The organism is Tardiphaga sp. 862_B3_N4_1 (genome assembly GCF_051811085.1).
In the GTDB taxonomy this organism is placed as follows: Bacteria; Pseudomonadota; Alphaproteobacteria; order Rhizobiales; family Xanthobacteraceae; genus Tardiphaga; species Tardiphaga robiniae.
This window is the reverse complement of record NZ_JBPWQB010000002.1, coordinates 1,540,635-1,557,995: the sequence shown is the minus strand read 5'-3', so window position 1 is coordinate 1,557,995 and position 17,361 is coordinate 1,540,635. Positions and strand designations below refer to the sequence as shown.

Annotated in this window: 16 protein-coding genes; 7 read left to right on the top strand and 9 right to left on the bottom strand. The window is 62.7% G+C overall.

What is annotated here, in order from left to right:
- Window positions 1-79 precede the first annotated feature (79 nt).
- Entirely contained in the window at window positions 80-745 is a 666-nt protein-coding gene (locus tag AB8B02_RS24610) for a glutathione S-transferase family protein (protein ID WP_439065406.1), read from the top strand.
- Here the strand turns inward: AB8B02_RS24610 and AB8B02_RS24605 are convergent.
- From AB8B02_RS24605 to ggt, 3 genes are all read right to left on the bottom strand, one after another.
- A complete protein-coding gene (locus AB8B02_RS24605) occupies window positions 742-1,641 on the bottom strand; it encodes an amidohydrolase family protein (protein ID WP_439065405.1) in 900 nt (299 codons plus the stop codon). The genes AB8B02_RS24610 and AB8B02_RS24605 overlap by 4 nt on opposite strands.
- Window positions 1,628-2,932, bottom strand: coding sequence for an MFS transporter (locus AB8B02_RS24600; RefSeq protein WP_089263183.1), 1,305 nt, complete (start codon window positions 2,930-2,932; stop codon window positions 1,628-1,630). The genes AB8B02_RS24605 and AB8B02_RS24600 overlap by 14 nt, the downstream gene beginning before the upstream one ends.
- Before the next feature lie 81 nt (window positions 2,933-3,013).
- Window positions 3,014-4,759 (bottom strand): gamma-glutamyltransferase, encoded by a 1,746-nt coding sequence (gene ggt, locus AB8B02_RS24595; protein WP_439065404.1) that lies wholly within the window; start codon window positions 4,757-4,759, stop codon window positions 3,014-3,016.
- 106 nt (window positions 4,760-4,865) lie between these two features.
- Here ggt and AB8B02_RS24590 point away from each other — a divergent pair, with 106 nt between their 5' ends.
- Complete coding sequence (locus AB8B02_RS24590; protein WP_175369320.1) at window positions 4,866-6,257, top strand: MFS transporter; 1,392 nt, start codon at window positions 4,866-4,868, stop codon at window positions 6,255-6,257.
- On the opposite strand, the gene AB8B02_RS24585 is transcribed toward AB8B02_RS24590, so the two are convergent.
- Window positions 6,254-7,174, bottom strand: a complete 921-nt coding sequence (locus tag AB8B02_RS24585; RefSeq protein ID WP_175369319.1) for a LysR family transcriptional regulator — start codon at window positions 7,172-7,174, stop codon at window positions 6,254-6,256. The two genes, AB8B02_RS24590 and AB8B02_RS24585, sit on opposite strands and share 4 nt — an antisense overlap.
- Window positions 7,175-7,290: 116 nt before the next feature.
- On the opposite strand from AB8B02_RS24585, the gene AB8B02_RS24580 reads away from it, so the two are divergent.
- The 3 genes from AB8B02_RS24580 to AB8B02_RS24570 all read left to right on the top strand — a co-directional run bounded on the left by AB8B02_RS24580 (window position 7,291) and on the right by AB8B02_RS24570 (window position 9,301).
- On the top strand, window positions 7,291-7,935 hold the full coding sequence (locus tag AB8B02_RS24580; RefSeq protein WP_175369318.1) for a DsbA family protein: 645 nt from the start codon (window positions 7,291-7,293) through the stop codon (window positions 7,933-7,935).
- A 72-nt stretch (window positions 7,936-8,007) separates the two neighbouring features.
- The gene (locus tag AB8B02_RS24575; protein WP_439065403.1) at window positions 8,008-8,904 is read left to right on the top strand and encodes an MBL fold metallo-hydrolase; all 897 of its coding nucleotides are present in this window, start codon (window positions 8,008-8,010) and stop codon (window positions 8,902-8,904) included.
- Window position 8,905: 1 nt separating this feature from the next.
- A complete protein-coding gene (locus tag AB8B02_RS24570) occupies window positions 8,906-9,301 on the top strand; it encodes a nuclear transport factor 2 family protein (protein WP_175369316.1) in 396 nt (131 codons plus the stop codon).
- 103 nt (window positions 9,302-9,404) lie between these two features.
- Here the strand turns inward: AB8B02_RS24570 and purH are convergent, their stop codons facing one another.
- From purH to AB8B02_RS24555, 3 genes are all read right to left on the bottom strand, one after another.
- A complete protein-coding gene (gene purH / locus AB8B02_RS24565) occupies window positions 9,405-10,997 on the bottom strand; it encodes a bifunctional phosphoribosylaminoimidazolecarboxamide formyltransferase/IMP cyclohydrolase (RefSeq protein ID WP_439065402.1) in 1,593 nt (530 codons plus the stop codon).
- A 100-nt stretch (window positions 10,998-11,097) separates the two neighbouring features.
- Window positions 11,098-12,789, bottom strand: coding sequence for a heparinase II/III family protein (locus AB8B02_RS24560; protein WP_089263676.1), 1,692 nt, complete (start codon window positions 12,787-12,789; stop codon window positions 11,098-11,100).
- 183 nt (window positions 12,790-12,972) lie between these two features.
- A complete protein-coding gene (locus AB8B02_RS24555) occupies window positions 12,973-14,313 on the bottom strand; it encodes an RsmB/NOP family class I SAM-dependent RNA methyltransferase (RefSeq protein WP_439065401.1) in 1,341 nt (446 codons plus the stop codon).
- Between the two features lie 195 nt (window positions 14,314-14,508).
- On the opposite strand from AB8B02_RS24555, the gene AB8B02_RS24550 reads away from it, so the two are divergent.
- Window positions 14,509-14,739 (top strand): DUF1674 domain-containing protein, encoded by a 231-nt coding sequence (locus tag AB8B02_RS24550; RefSeq protein ID WP_115033144.1) that lies wholly within the window; start codon window positions 14,509-14,511, stop codon window positions 14,737-14,739.
- Between the two features lie 111 nt (window positions 14,740-14,850).
- Complete coding sequence (locus tag AB8B02_RS24545) at window positions 14,851-15,366, top strand: thermonuclease family protein (protein ID WP_439065400.1); 516 nt, start codon at window positions 14,851-14,853, stop codon at window positions 15,364-15,366.
- Between the two features lie 63 nt (window positions 15,367-15,429).
- Here the strand turns inward: AB8B02_RS24545 and AB8B02_RS24540 are convergent, their stop codons facing one another.
- Window positions 15,430-15,945 carry a L,D-transpeptidase gene (locus AB8B02_RS24540; protein WP_093757775.1) on the bottom strand — a complete coding sequence of 172 codons (516 nt, stop codon included), beginning with the start codon at window positions 15,943-15,945 and terminating at the stop codon, window positions 15,430-15,432.
- A gap of 273 nt (window positions 15,946-16,218) precedes the next feature.
- Window positions 16,219-17,340 carry a Kelch repeat-containing protein gene (locus AB8B02_RS24535; RefSeq protein WP_439065399.1) on the bottom strand — a complete coding sequence of 374 codons (1,122 nt, stop codon included), beginning with the start codon at window positions 17,338-17,340 and terminating at the stop codon, window positions 16,219-16,221.
- Between the last annotated feature and the right edge of the window lie 21 nt (window positions 17,341-17,361).

Here is a 17,361-nt window from a genome sequence, read left to right as displayed (position 1 = left end):
ATGCTAATTATACCCGGATAATATATCTGTCAATATTACCCGGGCGATAATTAAGTGCGCCAGCTCGCAAAGGATCGCCATGCTCACTGTCCATCACCTGAATAACTCGCGCTCCCAGCGCGTGCTGTGGCTGCTCGAAGAGCTCGGCACTCCCTATGAGATCATCAGATACAACCGGCAGCCCAACATGCTGGCTCCGCCGGAGCTGCGGGCGATTCATCCGCTCGGCAAGTCGCCGGTCATTACCGACAACGGCAACACGATCGCCGAGTCCGGCGCGATCGTCGAATATCTCGTCAAAACCTACGGCAACGGCCGGCTGATTCCGCCTGACAACACACCGGAGCGCCTGCGCTTCACCTATTGGCTGCACTACGCCGAGGGGTCGGCGATGCCGCCGCTGCTGTTGAAGCTGATCTTCCTGATGCTGCCGAAGCGCGCGCCGCTGCTGATGCGCCCGGTGGTCAATGCCATCGCCGCGAAAGCGCTGAACACGCTGGTCGATCCGCAACTCAAACAGCACATGGCGTTCTGGGAAGGCGAACTGTCGAAGAGCGAATGGTTCGCGGGCAGCGAGTTCACCGCCGCCGATATCCAGATGAGCTTCCCACTCGAAGCGGCCTCCGCGCGCGCCGGGCTGGAGCAAGGACATCCCAAGGCGATGGCGTGGCTCGCGAAGATCCACGCGCGGCCCGCCTATCAGCGCGCGCTGGAGAAGGGCGGGCCGTATTCGGTGGGACGCTAGACCGCGGGGAAGCCGAACAGCTTCTGCGGATTGTTCGTGAGGATACGATTGCGCATCGTCTCATCCGGCACCCACTCTGCAAGCAGGTCGAGCAGATCGCTTACGCCCATCATCACATCCCAGTTCGCCACATGCGGCCAGTCGGAGCCCCAGACGCAACGGTCGGGATTGGCGGCGACCAGCTTCTGGGCGAAGGGAATCGTATCGCTATAGGGCGGCCCACCCTGAATGCTGGTGCGATACGCGCCGGACAGTCGAACCCATGCGCCGTCGCGCACGAGGCCGACCAGAGCGTCGAAGCCCGGATCGTTGATGCCGCGTGAGGTCGGGAAGTGTCCCATGTGGTCAACGAGGAATGGCACCGGCAGTTTCGCAAAGCGTGAGGCGAGAGCCGGAATATCCTTGGCATCGATCAGGAATTGCAGATGCCAGCCCATCTCGCGGCAGAGCGACGCGTAGTCCTCAAGCTGCGCGAAACCCATCCCGCCGCCATAAAGCACGTTGAGCCGAAGGCCGACGACGCCCGCTTCTTTCAGCGCCACCTTCTCCTTCTCGGGGCAATCCAGCCCGATCACCGCGATGCCACGCAACCGCTGGCGATTGGCGGTGAGCGCGTTCACCAGCAGGCGGTTGTCGGTGCCATGCACGCTGACTTGCGTTAGCACGCCGTAAGTCATGCCGGTCGCATCGAGCATCGATAGATAAGATGCCGCCGTGGCCTCCGGCGGTGTGTAACTCCGCCCGGCGACGAACGGATAGTCCGGCGGCAGACCGATCACATGGGCATGGGTATCAACGGCACCACGCGGCACGGTGAACCGTGTCGCGCTGCGCTGGCTCGGTTGCGGCCCCGGGCAAGCCCGGGGTTCGCTGGGGGATGAATCAGGCGTCTGCATAGAGAATACGTCCGCGGGTTTCAGGCAACGCATAGGCTGCGAGGAAGAACAGGCCGTAAGCCAGCACTGCGAAGATCGCGATGGCATTGCCGAGGCTGGTGGTGTTGGACAGAGCGCCGACCAGGAACGGGAACAGAGCGCCGATGCCACGGCCGAAATTGTAGCAGAAGCCTTGGCCCGATCCGCGCAGACGTGTTGGATAGAGCTCCGTGAGGAACGCGCCCATGCCGGAGAAGTAGCCCGACGCAAAGAAGCCGAGCGGGAAGCCGAGGATCCACAGCACTTCGTTGGTGAGCGTCACCTGTGTGTAGATCAGGATGACTGCGATGGCGCCGAGCGAGAAGGTCAGGAACAGGTTGCGGCGACCGATGCGGTCGGCGAGCCAGGCACCGACGAGATAGCCGATGAAGGAGCCGACGATCAGCGCCGAGAGATAGCCGGTCGATGAGACGATCGACAGCTTGCGCTCGGTGGTGAGGAAGCGCGGCACCCAGAAGGTGATGGCGTAATAGCCACCCTGGCAACCGGTCGCAGCGAGCGACGCAAGGATCGTGGTCTTCAGCATCGGGCCGGCAAAGATTTCGCTGAGCTTGGGCCGATCGCCACTGGCGTTCTGCTTGGCGCGGGTCTCCGCGGCGATGACCGGTTCTTCGACGTAGCGGCGCAGATACAGCACCAGCAAAGCCGGCAGTGCACCGATGGCGAACATCCAGCGCCACGCTGTCTCTGGTGGAAGCCATGAGAACAAGACCGCTTGTGACAGCACGGCGAGACCCCAGCCGATCGCCCACCCGGATTGCACCGAGCCGACAGCACGGCCGCGATATTGCGGACGGATGGCTTCGCCCATCAGCACTGCGCCTGCGGCCCATTCACCGCCAAAGCCGATGCCGAGCAGCGCACGCGCCACCAGCAGCTGATCGAAATTCTGCACGAAGGCACAGATCAGCGAGAAGAACGAGAACCACAGGATGGTCAGCTGCAGCGTGCGGACGCGGCCGATACGGTCGGCAAGATAACCGCCGAGCCAGCCGCCGATGGCGGATGCGAGCAGTGTCACCGTGCCGGCGAGTCCGGCGGTGCCGGGATCGACCTTCCACATCACGATGATGGTGCCGATCACCAGCGGATAGATCATGAAATCCATGCCATCGAGCGCCCAGCCTGTGGCACAGGCCCAGAATGTGCGGCGCTCCGGCGGATTCATGTCGCGATAGAAGGCCAGAAGGCTGGTGTCTTCGATTTCCGCGCGCTCAATGGCGCCGGGATCGGTTGGTCGGTTGCCGCTCATGATTGTTTCCCCCGTTAGTCGTCTTGGTTCGGGGGGCGCTCACCCGTGCGCCCCTGGGAGCACCGGATATGTCATTGGACGTCAGTACCCAGATGCCTCAGCGCCACGCGTACGCGGATCAGGGGCACCAAGCAAGCCGTCTGGCGTCACGAGAATAGAATTGGCCGAAGTCTGGCCCATCGGCTCGACCACCTTGTGGCCCATGGCACGCAGGGCATTGAGGGTCTCTTCGCTGAAGCCGCGTTCGATGCGCACTTCATCAGGCAGCCACTGGTGATGCAGGCGAGAGGTCGCGACGGCCGACATCACATCCATTCTGTAGTCGATCACATTGACGATCACCTGCAGCACTGTCGAGATGATGCGGCTGCCGCCGGGCGAACCGGTGACGAGTACCGGCTTGCCGTCCTTCAGGACAATGGTCGGCGACATCGATGACAGTGGCCGCTTGCCTGGGCCGGGCAGGTTGGCTTCGAAGCCGACCAGGCCGAAGGCATTCGAGGCGCCGGGTGCTGCGGTGAAATCGTCGAGCTCGTTATTCATCAACACGCCCGTGCCATCGGCGACGAGGCCGACACCGTAGGGAAAGTTGAGCGTATAGGTATTGCTCACAACATTGCCGGCAGCATCGACCACGGAATAGTGGGTCGTGTTCTGCCCTTCACGCGGAGGCACCGCAGACAGCGCGTCGGTCCATGGCGTCGCCTTGTCGAGATCGATCGAGGCGCGCTGTTTGGCGGCGTAGTCTTTCGAGGTTAGTATCGCAATCGGTGCATTGACGAATGCGGGATCGCCAAGATAGCGCGCACGATCGGCATAAGCGCGTTTCATAGCCTCGATCAGTAGATGCAGCGACGGCGCCGAGCCTTGCCGCAAGGTTGCCACTGGAAAGCCTTCGAGGATGTTGAGTGTTTCCAGCAGCACTGTGCCGCCGGATGATGGCAGTGGCATCGAGACGATATCGTAGCCCCGATAGCTGCCGCGCACCGGCTGGCGGATCACCGGCTGATAGGCCTTGAGGTCTTCGATCGCAAAAATGCCGCCGGCCTTGTTGATGCCATCGACCAGCTTCTGCGCTACCGGGCCTTCGTAGAATCCGCGTGGCCCTTGCGCGGCGATTGCCGTCAGCGTCGCAGCAAGGTCGCTCTGGGTCAGCGTATCGCCCGGTTGCAGCGCTGTGCCATCGGAGCGCGAGAAGATCTTCACCGATGATGGCCAGCGCGCGGTGCGTCGTTGCAGATCGGGCAGCGTGGCGGCGATATCGTCCGCCACGACGAAGCCGTCGCGCGCCAGCGCAATCGCGGGCTGCAGCAGATCCGACCATGTGAATTTGCCCGAACCGTATTTTTCCAGCGCAAGCGCGAGCCCTGCCACCGTGCCGGGGACGCCGATGCCCAATGCGGAGTCACGCGATTTCGCGATATCCGGCTTGCCGTCATTGCCGAGAAACATGTCACGGGTGGCTTTGGCCGGCGCGGTCTCGCGGTAATCGATGGTGATGTCCTCGCCGGCGGCGGTATGGATCACCATGAAGCCGCCGCCACCGATATTGCCGGCGCGCGGATAGGTGACGGCCATGGCGAAACCGCTCGCAACAGCCGCATCGATCGCATTGCCACCGTGCGCCATGACATCCGCACCGACCTTGGCGGAGATCTTCTCCTGGGCGACGACCATGCCATGCGTGGCAGCGATGGGCTTGAGCGTGCCTGACGGTGCGGGGGTATAGACGTCACGCGCCTGCTGCGCGTTTGTCGATGCCGGGACGACGAGTATAAAAGCGAGTGCTGCGACGCACGTACAACGCAGGAAAGCAAACAGTGCCATCGATCACTCCGGCTGACAGCGGACATGATCGCATCGCCGTCTCGAATGCTATATGGCTTGTGAAACGTACGAGACAACACTCTGTGATTCGCGGGGGATACCACGCATGGCGGTCGCCGCCGCTTCATCAGCCTCTGTGACAGCGGCGCCAAAGACCTATCCACCGCGCTCTGCGGTGATCAGCTGGATGTTTTTCGACTGGGCGGCCCAGCCTTACTTCAGTCTCATCACAACCTTTGTTTTCGCGCCCTATTTCGCCACGCGCGTGGCATCCGACGCCGCCACCGGGCAATCCCTGTGGGGCTTCGCCACCGCTGCGGCCGGGTTGGTCATCGCGCTGGCATCGCCGATGCTTGGCGCGATTGCCGACGCGAGCGGCCGCCGCAAGCCGTGGATCGCAAGCTTCGGTGCGATCTTCGTGATCGGCGCCTGCATCATGTGGATCGGCAAGCCCGGCGATCCCGCTATCATCCTGCCGCTGCTGATTGCCTATGGCTTGGCGACCATCGGCGTGGAGTTTGCCACCGTGTTCAACAATGCGATGATGCCGACGTTGGTGCCGCCGGATAAAATCGGCCGCCTGTCCGGTTCGGGCTGGGCGCTCGGCTATGTCGGCGGCATTCTCAGCCTAATCATCGTGCTCGGCTTCATGGCTGCGAACCCGACCACGGGGCGCACATTGTTCGGTCTGGTCCCGATCCTCGGTCTCGACCCCGCGACGTTCCAGGGCGATCGCATTTCGGCGCCGCTGTCGGGCCTGTGGTTCGTCGTCTTCGTGCTGCCGATGTTTCTCCTGACGCCGGATTTTCCTGCAAAGGTTTCGCCCGGTCACGCCGTGCGTGCAGGTCTGACCGATCTCAGGCACACGCTAAGTGATCTGCCGAAGCATCGCTCGATGATGGCATTCCTGATTGCCAACATGATCTACACGGACGGGCTGGTGTCGCTGTTTGCTTTCGGTGGCATCTATGCGGCCGGCACGTTCGGTTGGAATACGATTCAGATCGGCACATTCGGTATCATCCTGGCCATTGCCGGAACGTTCGGCGCCTTCGTCGGCGGCAAGCTCGACGATGCGTTCGGACCAAAGCGTGTAATCACCGGCAGCATCCTGCTGCTGCTGATCTCGATCATCGCGATCCTGCTGATTGATCGCGAAACCATCTTCTTCATCAAGGTCGCGCCGCCGGTGCCCGGTGGCGGCCTGTTCGCGGCGCCTGCGGAGAAGGCCTATCTCGCGCTGGGTTGCCTGATCGGCATGGCGGGCGGTCCGCTGCAGGCGGCATCGCGCACGCTGTTGATCCGGTTGGCACCGCAAGATCGCATCGCGCAGTTCTTCGGTCTGTTCGCGCTGACCGGAAAGGTGACGTCCTTTATGGGGCCGTTGCTGATCGGCCTCGTCACCGCGGTCACCGCCAGCCAGAAGGCTGGCATGGCGGTGCTGGTGCTGTTCTTTGTCGGTGGCCTCGGTCTGCTCGCACGGGTGCGGGAAGACTAGGGTGCGCGTCCCGGGATATCTCCGATCGAATCCTTATTTCGCTCAGCAGCGATGAGCATTTCGACAAAGGCGGTCACCTTGCGCGGCCGGAATTGTGCTGCAGGGTAAACCGTGTAGATGCCGCCGGACGGCAGCTGCCATTCCGGGAGGGCATGGCTCAGCCGCCCCGAGGCTAGATCTTCGGCCACCAGGAAATCCGGCAAAACCGAAAGGCCGCCACCGGCTCTGACTGCCGCGAGTACCCCTGGCGTCGTGTCGATGCCCATGCTCGCCTGCATGCGCACGGTCCGTCGTTCGAGGTCGCTGCGCGAGAACTGACACAGTAGCGGTTCGCGCAGTGCCATGTTGGCAATGAACGGCAGCGCAGCGAGATCCTTTGGATCGTAGGTGGCCGCGATTCGATCCGCGAATGCAGGGGCACCGACCAGCAATTGTCGGAAGGATCCGATCTTGCGCGCCTGCAGGCTGGAATCTGCAAGCCAGCCGACCCGGATCGCCATGTCTATCTTGCCGGAGGTGAGATCCATCGTCTGGTCGCTTAGCGTCTGCTCCACGCGGCAGCCGGGATAGCGCTTTGTGAAGGCCGTGACCACCGGAACGACCACTGCGATACCGTAGTCGTTGGGCGCGGTGATGCGCAGGGTGCCGGTCGGCTCGGCGGCCGCTTGGGTGAGTTCGTTGAACGCATCCTCCGCTTCCCGCAAGATCATGACGCAACGTGCATGAAACATGCGGCCAGCCTCGGTCGGATGGACGCGCCGCGTGGTCCGGACGAGAAGGCTCGTCCGCAACTCCTGTTCGAGCTGCGTCACCTGCTGGCTCACCACGGCCTTGGTGATGCCGAGCCGCTCTGCCGCGCGCGTGAAGGAGCCTGTGTCAACGACAGCAGCGAAATAAGCCAGCCGGTTCAGGTTCATCGCTATGACCGTGAGGAACGGGATAGATTGTCAGTTAATAGCATACATTCTGTCTGGTTTGTCGGTCTTATTCGAGCATTTGCCGTGTGCCATAAATCGCGTCCAAGGAGACCGATATGGCCGCTACCACGCACATCGCCTATCTCTTCGATCCGCTCTGCGGCTGGTGCTACGGCGCTTCTGCAATTCTCGAAAAGCTTGCCGCTCTGCCGGACTTTTCCTTCGCGTTAGCTCCGACCGGGCATTTTGCCGGGTCTGGTGCCAGACCGATGGACAACGGTTTCGCTGCATTCGCCTGGGCCAACGACCAGCGCATTTCCCGCCTGAGTGGTCAGCCCTTCAGCGAAGCCTATCGCCGCAATGTCCTCGGGGATCACACGCGCCCCTTCGACTCTGGCCCGGCGACGCTGGCGATCACCGCGGTCGCACTCACTGCCCCGGACCGGGAGTTCGATGCTCTCAAGGCCATTCAGAATGCACGCTATGTCGAGGGCCGCGACAACACGGACATCTCGGTTCTCTCGCATGTGCTGCGCGTGTTGCAGTTGCCGGAGATCGCGGATCGCCTGGTCGCTCCTGATGACGCGTTGATCGCTGCTAACCGTACGCGCCTCGATACAGCACGCGTCGAGATGCGCCGATTTGGCGCCAATGGCGTCCCATCCCTCATTGTGGGCAACGGGGAGAGCCGACGTCTTGTCAGCGCGAGTAGTCTGTTCGGCAGCATGGAGACGCTCGTCGAGGGACTGAAGGCAGCCTGAGTTTTACTGATCAACAGCGACAGGCGAGCCACGCCTGAATTTTACACTACCCACTCTCACGAGGAGACGCCCATGTTCACCAGGAGAACCATCATGAAAACAACTCTTGCCGCCGGTGCAGTCGCTGTGTTCGCTCCAGAGGGAACGGGCTACGCAGCTGGTGGGCTTTCGTGGAAGCACTTCCCCGCCGGCCCGAAGGGTTTCTTTCGCGCCCCCGTGCTCATTACTGGCGCGTCCGAGGCTGTTCTGATCGATGGCGGCTTCACTTACTCCGACGGTCGGGCTGTAGCCGACGCAATCAAGGCGACGGGCAAGAAGCTCACCACCATCTATGTCAGCCAAGCCGACCCGGATTACTACTTCAGCCTCAAGCCAATTAAGGAAGCTTTCCCCGAAGCTCGGGTGATTGCAGCATCCGATACGGTGGCCGCCATCAACGGCAATGTGGAAAAGAAACTCGCAGTCTGGGGGCCGCAGCTTAAGGAAAACGGCCCGCAGACGCTTGCCGATGTCGTCATTCCCAAGGCTTTCGACGACAAGAAGCTCATCGTCGATGGGGAGACCATTGAGATCGTCGATGCAGAAGGGCTGGCCAGTCGGCGCTATCTCTTCGTGCCGTCGTTGAACGCGGTGTTTGGCGGGGTAATGATCTTTGCGGGTGTGTATGTCTGGACCGCCGATTCACCGACCAAGGAACAGCGCGCTGCATGGATCGCCAATCTCGATAAGATTACCGCCCGCAAGCCGGTAATCGTTGTGCCCGGTCACATGACGCCGGACGCTCCCACTGAACTCACGGGTGTTGCGCACACCAAGGCTTACCTTGTTGCCTTCGAGGAAGAGCTGGCCAAGGCCAAGGACTCAATAACGCTCAAGAGAGCCATGGAAGCCCGCTTCCCCGGTCTCGGCATGGGGGTTGCCCTCGACATCGGCTCCAAGGTCGCCACCGGCGAGATGAAGTGGGGCTGAGATGGGCGCCAATCTCGATCTGATCCGGGCTACCTATGAGGGATCATCATCGGAAGAGAACGGCCATAACCTGCTGGCCGCTCTCGCTCCTGATGCCGCGTGGACCGAAGCTGATGGTTTCCCTTACGCAGGAACTTACGTGGGGCCGGAAGCGATTGCGGCGGGTGTGTTTCGGCGCCTCGCCACCGAGTGGGTGGGTTACCGCGCCGATGTTCACACCTATCTCGAAGATGGCGACCGCGTCGCCGCCTTCGGCGTTTACTCTGGGACCTACAAGACGACGGGCAAGTCGATGCAGGCCGCCTTCGCACACCTCTACCTAGTGAGGGGCGGCAAGATCGCGCGCATGACGCAATATGTCGATACGCTCATGGTCCAACAGGCCTTGGCTTTGTAGCCCGATCACGCCGCTCGATGCGCCGACTGAGAAAATCGATCATCTTGGTCTATCGGTTGGCCGTGGGCCGCTGGCTAGCAGCCGGGGCTCCTTATGGCCGCAACTAGTGCTTGAAGTGGCGGACGCCGGTGAACACCATTGCGATTCCGGCGTCATCCGCCGCCTTGATCACTTCATCGTCGCGGATCGAACCGCCAGGCTGAATCACGGCCGTGGCTCCGGCCTCGATCGCCACCAATAGTCCGTCGGCGAAGGGGAAGAACGCATCTGATGCGACGACCGATCCTTTGGTCATAGGCTCGGCGAGTTTCAGTTCGGCAGCAGCATCCTGCGCCTTACGTGCGGCAATCCGAGCGGAATCGACCCGACTCATCTGGCCTGCACCGATACCGACGGTGGCAAGGTCTTTCGCGTAAATGATCGTGTTCGATTTGACATGCTTGGCCACACGGAATGCAAATTTGAGATCGCGCAATTCAGCTTCCGTCGGCTGCCGTTTGGTAACCGGCTTTAGGATCATGTCATCGACCACCGCGTTGTCACGGCTCTGCACCAGCAGGCCGCCGGCCACCGTCTTGTAGGTCAGGCCTGGCGCGCGCGGATCAGGCAGACTGCCTGCCAGCAGCAGGCGGATATTCCGTCGTTTGGCGATGATGGCGATTGCTTCTTCGGTGGCGTCCGGCGCGATGATCACCTCGGTCAGGATCTCGGTGATGGTCTGCGCGGTCTCCGCGTCCAGCGTGCGGTTCATGGCAATGATGCCGCCGAAGGCCGAAGTAGAATCGCACGCCAGTGCCTTGCGATAGGCGTCGATCAGGTTGCTGCCTTCGGCCACGCCGCAGGGGTTGGCGTGCTTGACGATGACGCAGGCTGCGGTGCGCTTTGGATCGAACTCGGCGATGCATTCATAGGCCGCATCGGTGTCGTTGATATTGTTGTAGGACAGTTGCTTGCCCTGCACCTGCCGCGCCGAGGATACGCCGGGGCGCAGTTCGGGCGTGCGATAGAACGCAGCGGTCTGATGCGGGTTCTCGCCGTAACGCAACGCTTCGACGAGCTTGCCGCCAACAGCCCGGAAATCCGGCGCATCGATTTTCAACTGATCGGCAAACCAGTTCGAGATCGCGGCGTCATAGGCCGCAGTGCGGGCATAAGCCTTGGCTGCCAGACGGCGGCGCAGCGTCAGCGTGGTCGCGCCCTTGTTGGTCGCGAGTTCATCGAGCACCGACTGATAATCGGAGGGCTCGACGACGACGGTGACGTCGTCATGGTTCTTGGAGGCTGCGCGGATCATTGCCGGACCGCCGATGTCGATATTCTCGATACAATCCTCATAGGAGGCGTTCTTCGCGACGGTCTCCTCGAACGGGTAGAGGTTCACGACGAGCAGATCGATCTGCGAAATTCCGTGATCCTTCATCGCCTTGGCGTGTTCGGCATTGTCGCGGATCGCGAGCAGGCCACCATGGACCTTGGGGTGCAACGTCTTGACCCGGCCATCCATCATTTCCGGGAAGCCGGTGAGGTCGGACACGTCCGAGACCTTCAGGCCCGCCGCAGCGATCGCCTTGGCGGTACCGCCGGTGGAAACGAGGTCGATGCCGTGGGCGGACAGCGCCCGCGCGAATTCGATCAGCCCGGACTTATCGGAAACGGACAATAGAGCGCGAGTAACCTTGCGCGGATGGTCGGTCATGATGCGTATCCCGTGGGAGAAGGACGCCGCGTAGCATGGTTTCGCGGTGCAAGAAACCGCAAGGGCTTGCATGCCAGCAATTTCGTCGTGAAGGCCTGATTTACAACGGCAATTCCGGCTCGCGGCGGGCGTTGCGGCGGGCCGTCGTTTGCGACGGCGAGGAGGCCGAGCGGGCAAAACTCCAGCGGATGCTGGAGGTCTGCTGCGCGTTCTGGTGGATCACGATCTGGGCGGTCCGGCGCGGTCCGTCATTGCCGGCCAGGAACACGCTGTCCTCCAGCTCGACCTTGTCGTCGAGGGCTTCGAAGGTCCAGACGTCGCGGTTCGGCAATACCAGCATGACGCCGCGGGCGTCGCTGAGCCGGCTGGCCTTTACCGACGGGTGCAGATGGAAGCGCAAGGCGTAGTCGGTATTACTGCCTTTCAGCCGCGCGCCGGGCGCCGCCGCGACGATGTCCTCGCCCTCGAGTTTCGAACCGTCCTCGGAGATCATCAGCACGCGCCGATGCGTGACACCGAAGCGTGGGTGATAGCCGTCATGCGCGGTGGTCAGGATGGTGCCGTTCGAGGTGATCTCGCGATAGCTCTCCACCACATGCGGGCCATTGACGATCGGCGCGCCCTGCAGAAACTTCTTCATCGCGCTCCGTTCGACGAACTGGCACGACGAGGTGTTGTGATAGGTCATCGTCGAATGCGCGGGCGTGCCGCGCGCGAAAGCGCGCCAGTTGTCGCGACCCGTCGACGGCATGCCGCAATTGATGACGATGCGGCTCGGGCCGGACGACAGTTCGAACGACAACGTACCGGCATGGGCGTCGTGGCTCACACTGGACGGTGGTGGCGGGCCGGTGTCGATGATCACGGTCATCTGACCGGCCTCGAGACGCTGGAAGCCGGTATGCGGCATATGCGCCATCGGCACGCCGTGCGTGTCGTCATAGGCCAGCAGCGTCGCCAGCAGATGCGATGGCGCATTGCTCATACCGTTGAACAGTGCGAACGAGCCGTCGCCATGACGGAAGAATCGCAGCATCGGCATCATGCGATCGATCGCATTCAGTAGCGCCGGCGGTGGCGCGATGTTGCGGGCGGCAAAAGTCTGCCGCAGCGGCAGCAGATCGATCAGCAATTCGATCAACGCGCCCGGATTGCGCGAGATATGCCCGCCGTCCGGTAGAATCTGGCGCTGCAATTCGTCGGAAAGTTTGCGCGTCGCAGTGCGGATGTGGCGCGCCTGATTGGCGAGGCAGAGGGATGCGTAACACAGCGCAATCAGTACCTGCAGCTTTGGCACGCCGTCGGGTGCATGCGACAGCGCGTAGCGTAGCGAGCGAATCTCGCGGCTGAGCGAGCGCAGATAGCGGCGATAGAATTTGCCGTCGGTATCGCCGAGTACCAGTGGTGCCTGCGACAGCAGCGAGATCACACGGCGGGCGATGACGTCGGCGCGGCGTCCGACCGGGCGCTTGCGCGACGTATTCGACATCCAGTCGTCGATCAGCGAGCGCGCATTGGCGCGGGTGATGGCAGTGTCGGCGGCGCGCAGATGTCTCAGCCAGCCAAAGCCGAGCAGCGAGACTTCCCAGTCTTCCGACGGCGGTTCCAGGTCGAAGATCGAACGGCCGTGACAGGTCACGATCTTGCCGGCGAAGACGAAGCGCCCGGCATAGATTTCGGCGGCGCGGGTGGCATCGGTGGTGCGCAGATCATGCGGCGCGATGATCAGGCGATCTGTGCGTCCGGGCCAGAGCCGGGCCAGCGCTGCCGATCCGCCAGATGCGCGCGACATCGCGCTCCGCGCGAAGCGGCCGAGGATCAGCCCCGAGATACGTCTGCGATGTGCGACCACGCGCGCCTTGAACTGGAAGAGAAAGGGTTGTTGCGAATCCTTTTAGCCGGAAACGCGATCCGCACACAGTACAAGGAAGCTCCCTGTGGAAGCCTCGCGAATCGGGAGATTACTCTGTGAATATCAGGATTTAATGAGTCGCGCCGCATAGAAGCCGTCGAGCCCGCCGAGCCGAGGATCGGCATGGGGCAGATGGCTCGGCAAAGTGCGCAGATCGCCCTCGGGGGTGACGATCTCGGCCAGGCCGGCAACTTCACTGGCGTCGGCGGGGGCGCGGCGCATGCTGGAATCCTTGGCCAGCAGGTCGGCGATGGCCTGTTCGCCTTCTTCGGGCTCCAGCGAACAGGTGCAATAGACCAGGGTTCCGCCGGGCTTCAGGATAGAAGCCGCCTTCTGCAGCAGGCGCCGCTGCAGCGCCGTCAGCATGACGATATCGGAGTCCTGTTTCAGCCAGGCGACGTCGGGATGCCGCCGGATAGTGCCGGTCGAGGAGCATGGCGCGTCCAGCAACACGCCGTCGAAACCCTCGCCGGGATATTCGGTGCCGTCGACGACGACGGTTTCGGCCTCGAGCGACAGCCGCGCCAGATTTTCGCGCAGCCGCGCCACACGGTTCGGCGAGCGGTCGATAGCAGTGACCTGTGCGCCGCCCTGGACCAATTGCGCAGTCTTGCCGCCCGGCGCGGCGCAGAGATCGACGATGCGTTTGCCCTTGAGGTCGCCGAACAGTCGTGCCGGCAGTGCCGCCGCGGCATCCTGCACCCACCACTGGCCGTCATCGAAACCGGGCAACATGGTCACCGAGCCCTGCAGCAAGGTTCGGACGGAACCGGTTGGAAGCACTTCGCCGTGCAGGCGCGTGGCCCAGGCATCGGCTTCGGATTTGACGGTGAGATCGAGCGACGGCTCATGGCTCAGCGCCACGGCCATTTCCTTGGCTGCCGTCCCGCCGTAATAGGCCGTCCAGCGCGCCATCAGCCAGGGCGGGATGTCGAGAGTCTGGGCGGCAACTTCGTCGATCAGCGGCTGGCCTTCACGGGCGCAGCGTCGCAACACGGCATTGACCAGTCCGGCATATTTCGCGGCGCGGCGGTCGGATTGCACCATGCGGACCGAGAGGTCGACGGCGGCGTGATCCGGCACATCCATCCAGAGGATCTGGGCAGCACCAATCAGGAGCGCGCTCTGCGCACGCGGGGCATCGGTGGGGACACCGCGGTCGAGCAGGCGGGAGAGAATATGCCCGAGCGTACCGAGCCGGCGTAGGATCGTCGCAACCAGACGTCGCATCAGCGCGCGGTCGCGGTCGGACAGCGTTTTCAGGCCGGGATGGGCCGCGGCGCCTTCGAGCTGGTCGTCGAGGGTCCGATGCTTGTGCAAGACGCCGTCGAGAATATCCGCCGCAATCCGTCGCGCGGCGAGGCCGGGGACCTCGGTTGGCGGTGCGTATCTTACTTGCGACATGCGAAAACATCACGACGGAGGGCGGGCAATGGCGCGGGCAGGCTCAGCATGCGGCCATTGGATGGGAGCGATTCTGTCGCATGCGAATATGCCAAATGTAAGAATCGCCCTTATATGCTCACAGTCGAACGGCAACTGTTCGACATTGATTTATGTAACGCGTGCCGCCCTTGCCGGTTCAGCAGGAAACCTGAGATGAACGACATTCCTTCCGAGTCCGCAACGTCTTTGCCGGAGCCTGAGCCGGCACCGAAGAAAGTTTTGACGCCCGCCGCGCAGCGTGCGCTGGCCGAGGCAGAAGAACGTCGGGCTGCAGCTGCAGCAGCGCATACTGCGGCGAAAGCGAAAGAGTTCCAGGGACCTGAAGGCCCGGAGCCCACGCGCTTTGGCGACTGGGAACGCAAGGGCATTGCGTCCGACTTCTAACTCTTCGGATCACTGGGCCAGATTCTTCTGGCTGGTTGTTTCGACTCACATTATCGCAGGACGATGACCCCAGCATCGCGCATTCACCGTGCGTCGCCGTGGCGATCCCGCATGTCCGCGGCGATGCCGTGGGTATTCGTGCTCGGCCTGGCCGCCGGCACCATGCTGCCGGTGAAGCGCTGGCTGCCGTTCCTGCCCGGCGCGGATCGGACCGAGGCGGCCCGCGATTCCGAGGCGATCGTCAGGCGCGCCGGCAATGCTGAGGCGCGCTACTCGATCGAGATGCGCTATGCCATCGACGGCGATACTTTTGGCGCGCGCGTGCATCTTGGGTCGGGTGAAGACGTCAGCGTGCGCATTCGTTTGCGTGGCATCGATGCGCCGGAGCTGAAGGGGCAATGCGCGCGCGAGATTCAGAAAGCAGAAACTGCGACGGCCGCACTGACCAAGTTGCTCCGCGAGGGAAGCCTTACGATCTACAATATCGGGCCTGACAAATATCCCGGCCGCGTGGTCGCCGATGTCGCGACCAGGCAAACGCCCAACGTGTCTGCAGCAATGCTCAACGCAGGGCACGCGCGCCCGTATGGTGGCGGTCATCGCAACGGCTGGTGCGATAGCCGATGAGATCAGCAAAACAAAAAGCCGCGCATCATGCGCGGCTTTTCAGAATAGCGAAGCTGCCAGCGATCAGCGCTGGGTGACGATCACCGGCGTGCCGACCGAGACGCGCGAATAGAGGTCGGTGATGTCTTCGTTGTACATGCGGACGCAACCGTAAGAGACATAGCCGCCGATCGAATTGGGGCGGTTGGTGCCGTGGATGGCATATTCGCCGCCGGCGAGGGTCATCGCAGCAACGCCCATCGGATTAGCTGGCGAACCGCCCGCAATCACATCCGGGATATTCGGATTGTCACGCTTGACGTCGGCGGGCGGAGCCCAGGCCGGCTGGCGGTACTTGCCGTCGATCTTGGTGGCGCCGGCCCACTGTTTGCCGGGCTTGCCGACACCGACGGGATAGCGCACGGCCTGACCCTGTTCGAGCACGAGATACAGCTTACGCTCATTGGTCTTCACGACGATGGTGCCGGGGGCATAGTCGCCGTGGAAGCCGACCACATTGGGCGCTGCCTGCGCGGTGGGGGACATCAGGACGCCAACGACAACGGTGGCTGCCAGCGCACGAGCAATCTTCAAGGACATCGATCTCTCCAGTTCGGCCCGGCCGGTAGCGGCCGACGAGGTCGTGCCGCCTCTCAAGGCGACGAAAACAATTGCACACGGGAAATTCTCAACCAGTCGCGTAAACAACCGGTCTCTGCCAGCGCGGGGGAGTGCGCCAACGAGCGCCTAAAGAGGAAATCCGCTGAACAAAGTAAATGCCCGGAAAACAACACTCGCTCTAAATTGGCCGGGGGTGGCCATCCGGCCCTGACAATCGCGTGAGGCCAGCCAGATGCAATGCGTTGGAGGTCACTAGGCCAGCGTAAAGGCCTCATGGACGGCGGATTGTACCGCGCCGCCGAGGACTGCACCGCCACCAGCCACATAGATCCAGTCGCCAATAACCGTGGCGCCGACCGCATGGCGCGGGGTCAGCATCGGCGCGTGGCTCTGCCAGGTGTCGGAGGCCGGGTCGTAGCTTTCCATCTGTCCGTACACCTTGCCTTGGGTGAGCTGGCCGTTCTGCACCACGCCGGATTCGCCGCCCATGGCGAACAGCCGGTCGCGATACACCACAAGGCCATGGCCCGAACGGGTCGTCGGCAGTGCGGCGCGCAGCTCCCATGTGTCGCGCTCGGGCAGATACACATGGTGCAGATCGGTATTGTACTCGAACGTATTGAAGCGCCCGCCGATCACGTGGATCACGCCGCGCATGGCGACGCAGCCGACATGGTCGCGCGCACCGGGCAGTGCCTTGCGGGTCTCCCATTTGTCGGTCTTGGGATCATAGACTTCGTGCCAACTGACACTGGCGCGCTCAGCCGCCGGTTCCGACGCGCCGCCGATCAGATGGATTTTGCCGTTCAGCGCAACGGCAGCGCCGGCACCGCGTGGTCGCGGCAAGGGCGCGATCGTATCCCAGCGATTGGCAGCGACATCATAGGCATAGGCGTTCTGGTCCGAGCCGCGGTTCTGCTGCATGAAGCCGCCAAGCGCATAGACGCGGCCGGCATCGGCAGCGACCGAGACATGGTTGGCGCCGCGCGGCAGGGGCGCTGCGTCGAGCCACTGATCTGAAGCGGGATCGTAGACATGGTGATAGGGGCGGTCGACACGGCCTTCGCCGTAGCCGCCGACGATATGCATACGATCGGCCCATGATGTCGCCCAGGCCATCTCGCTGCGCGGTAATGGCAATGCCGCACGCGATATCCACTTGCCTTGCAGCCCTTTCGGCGCGGGACTCTCCGTGACGCGCTGCGCTTCCTGCTCGGGCGTCATGTGATGCGGTACGCCGCCTTGCAATTTGGCGTAGGGCTCTTTCGACGATGGTGCCGCAGGCAATGTGGGATGACCGACATGTTGCGCACGGGCGGAGGCTCCGCCCGCAACAACTGCAGCACTTCCCAACACGAATGACCGACGATCCACCACATCACTCCGTGTTTGCCG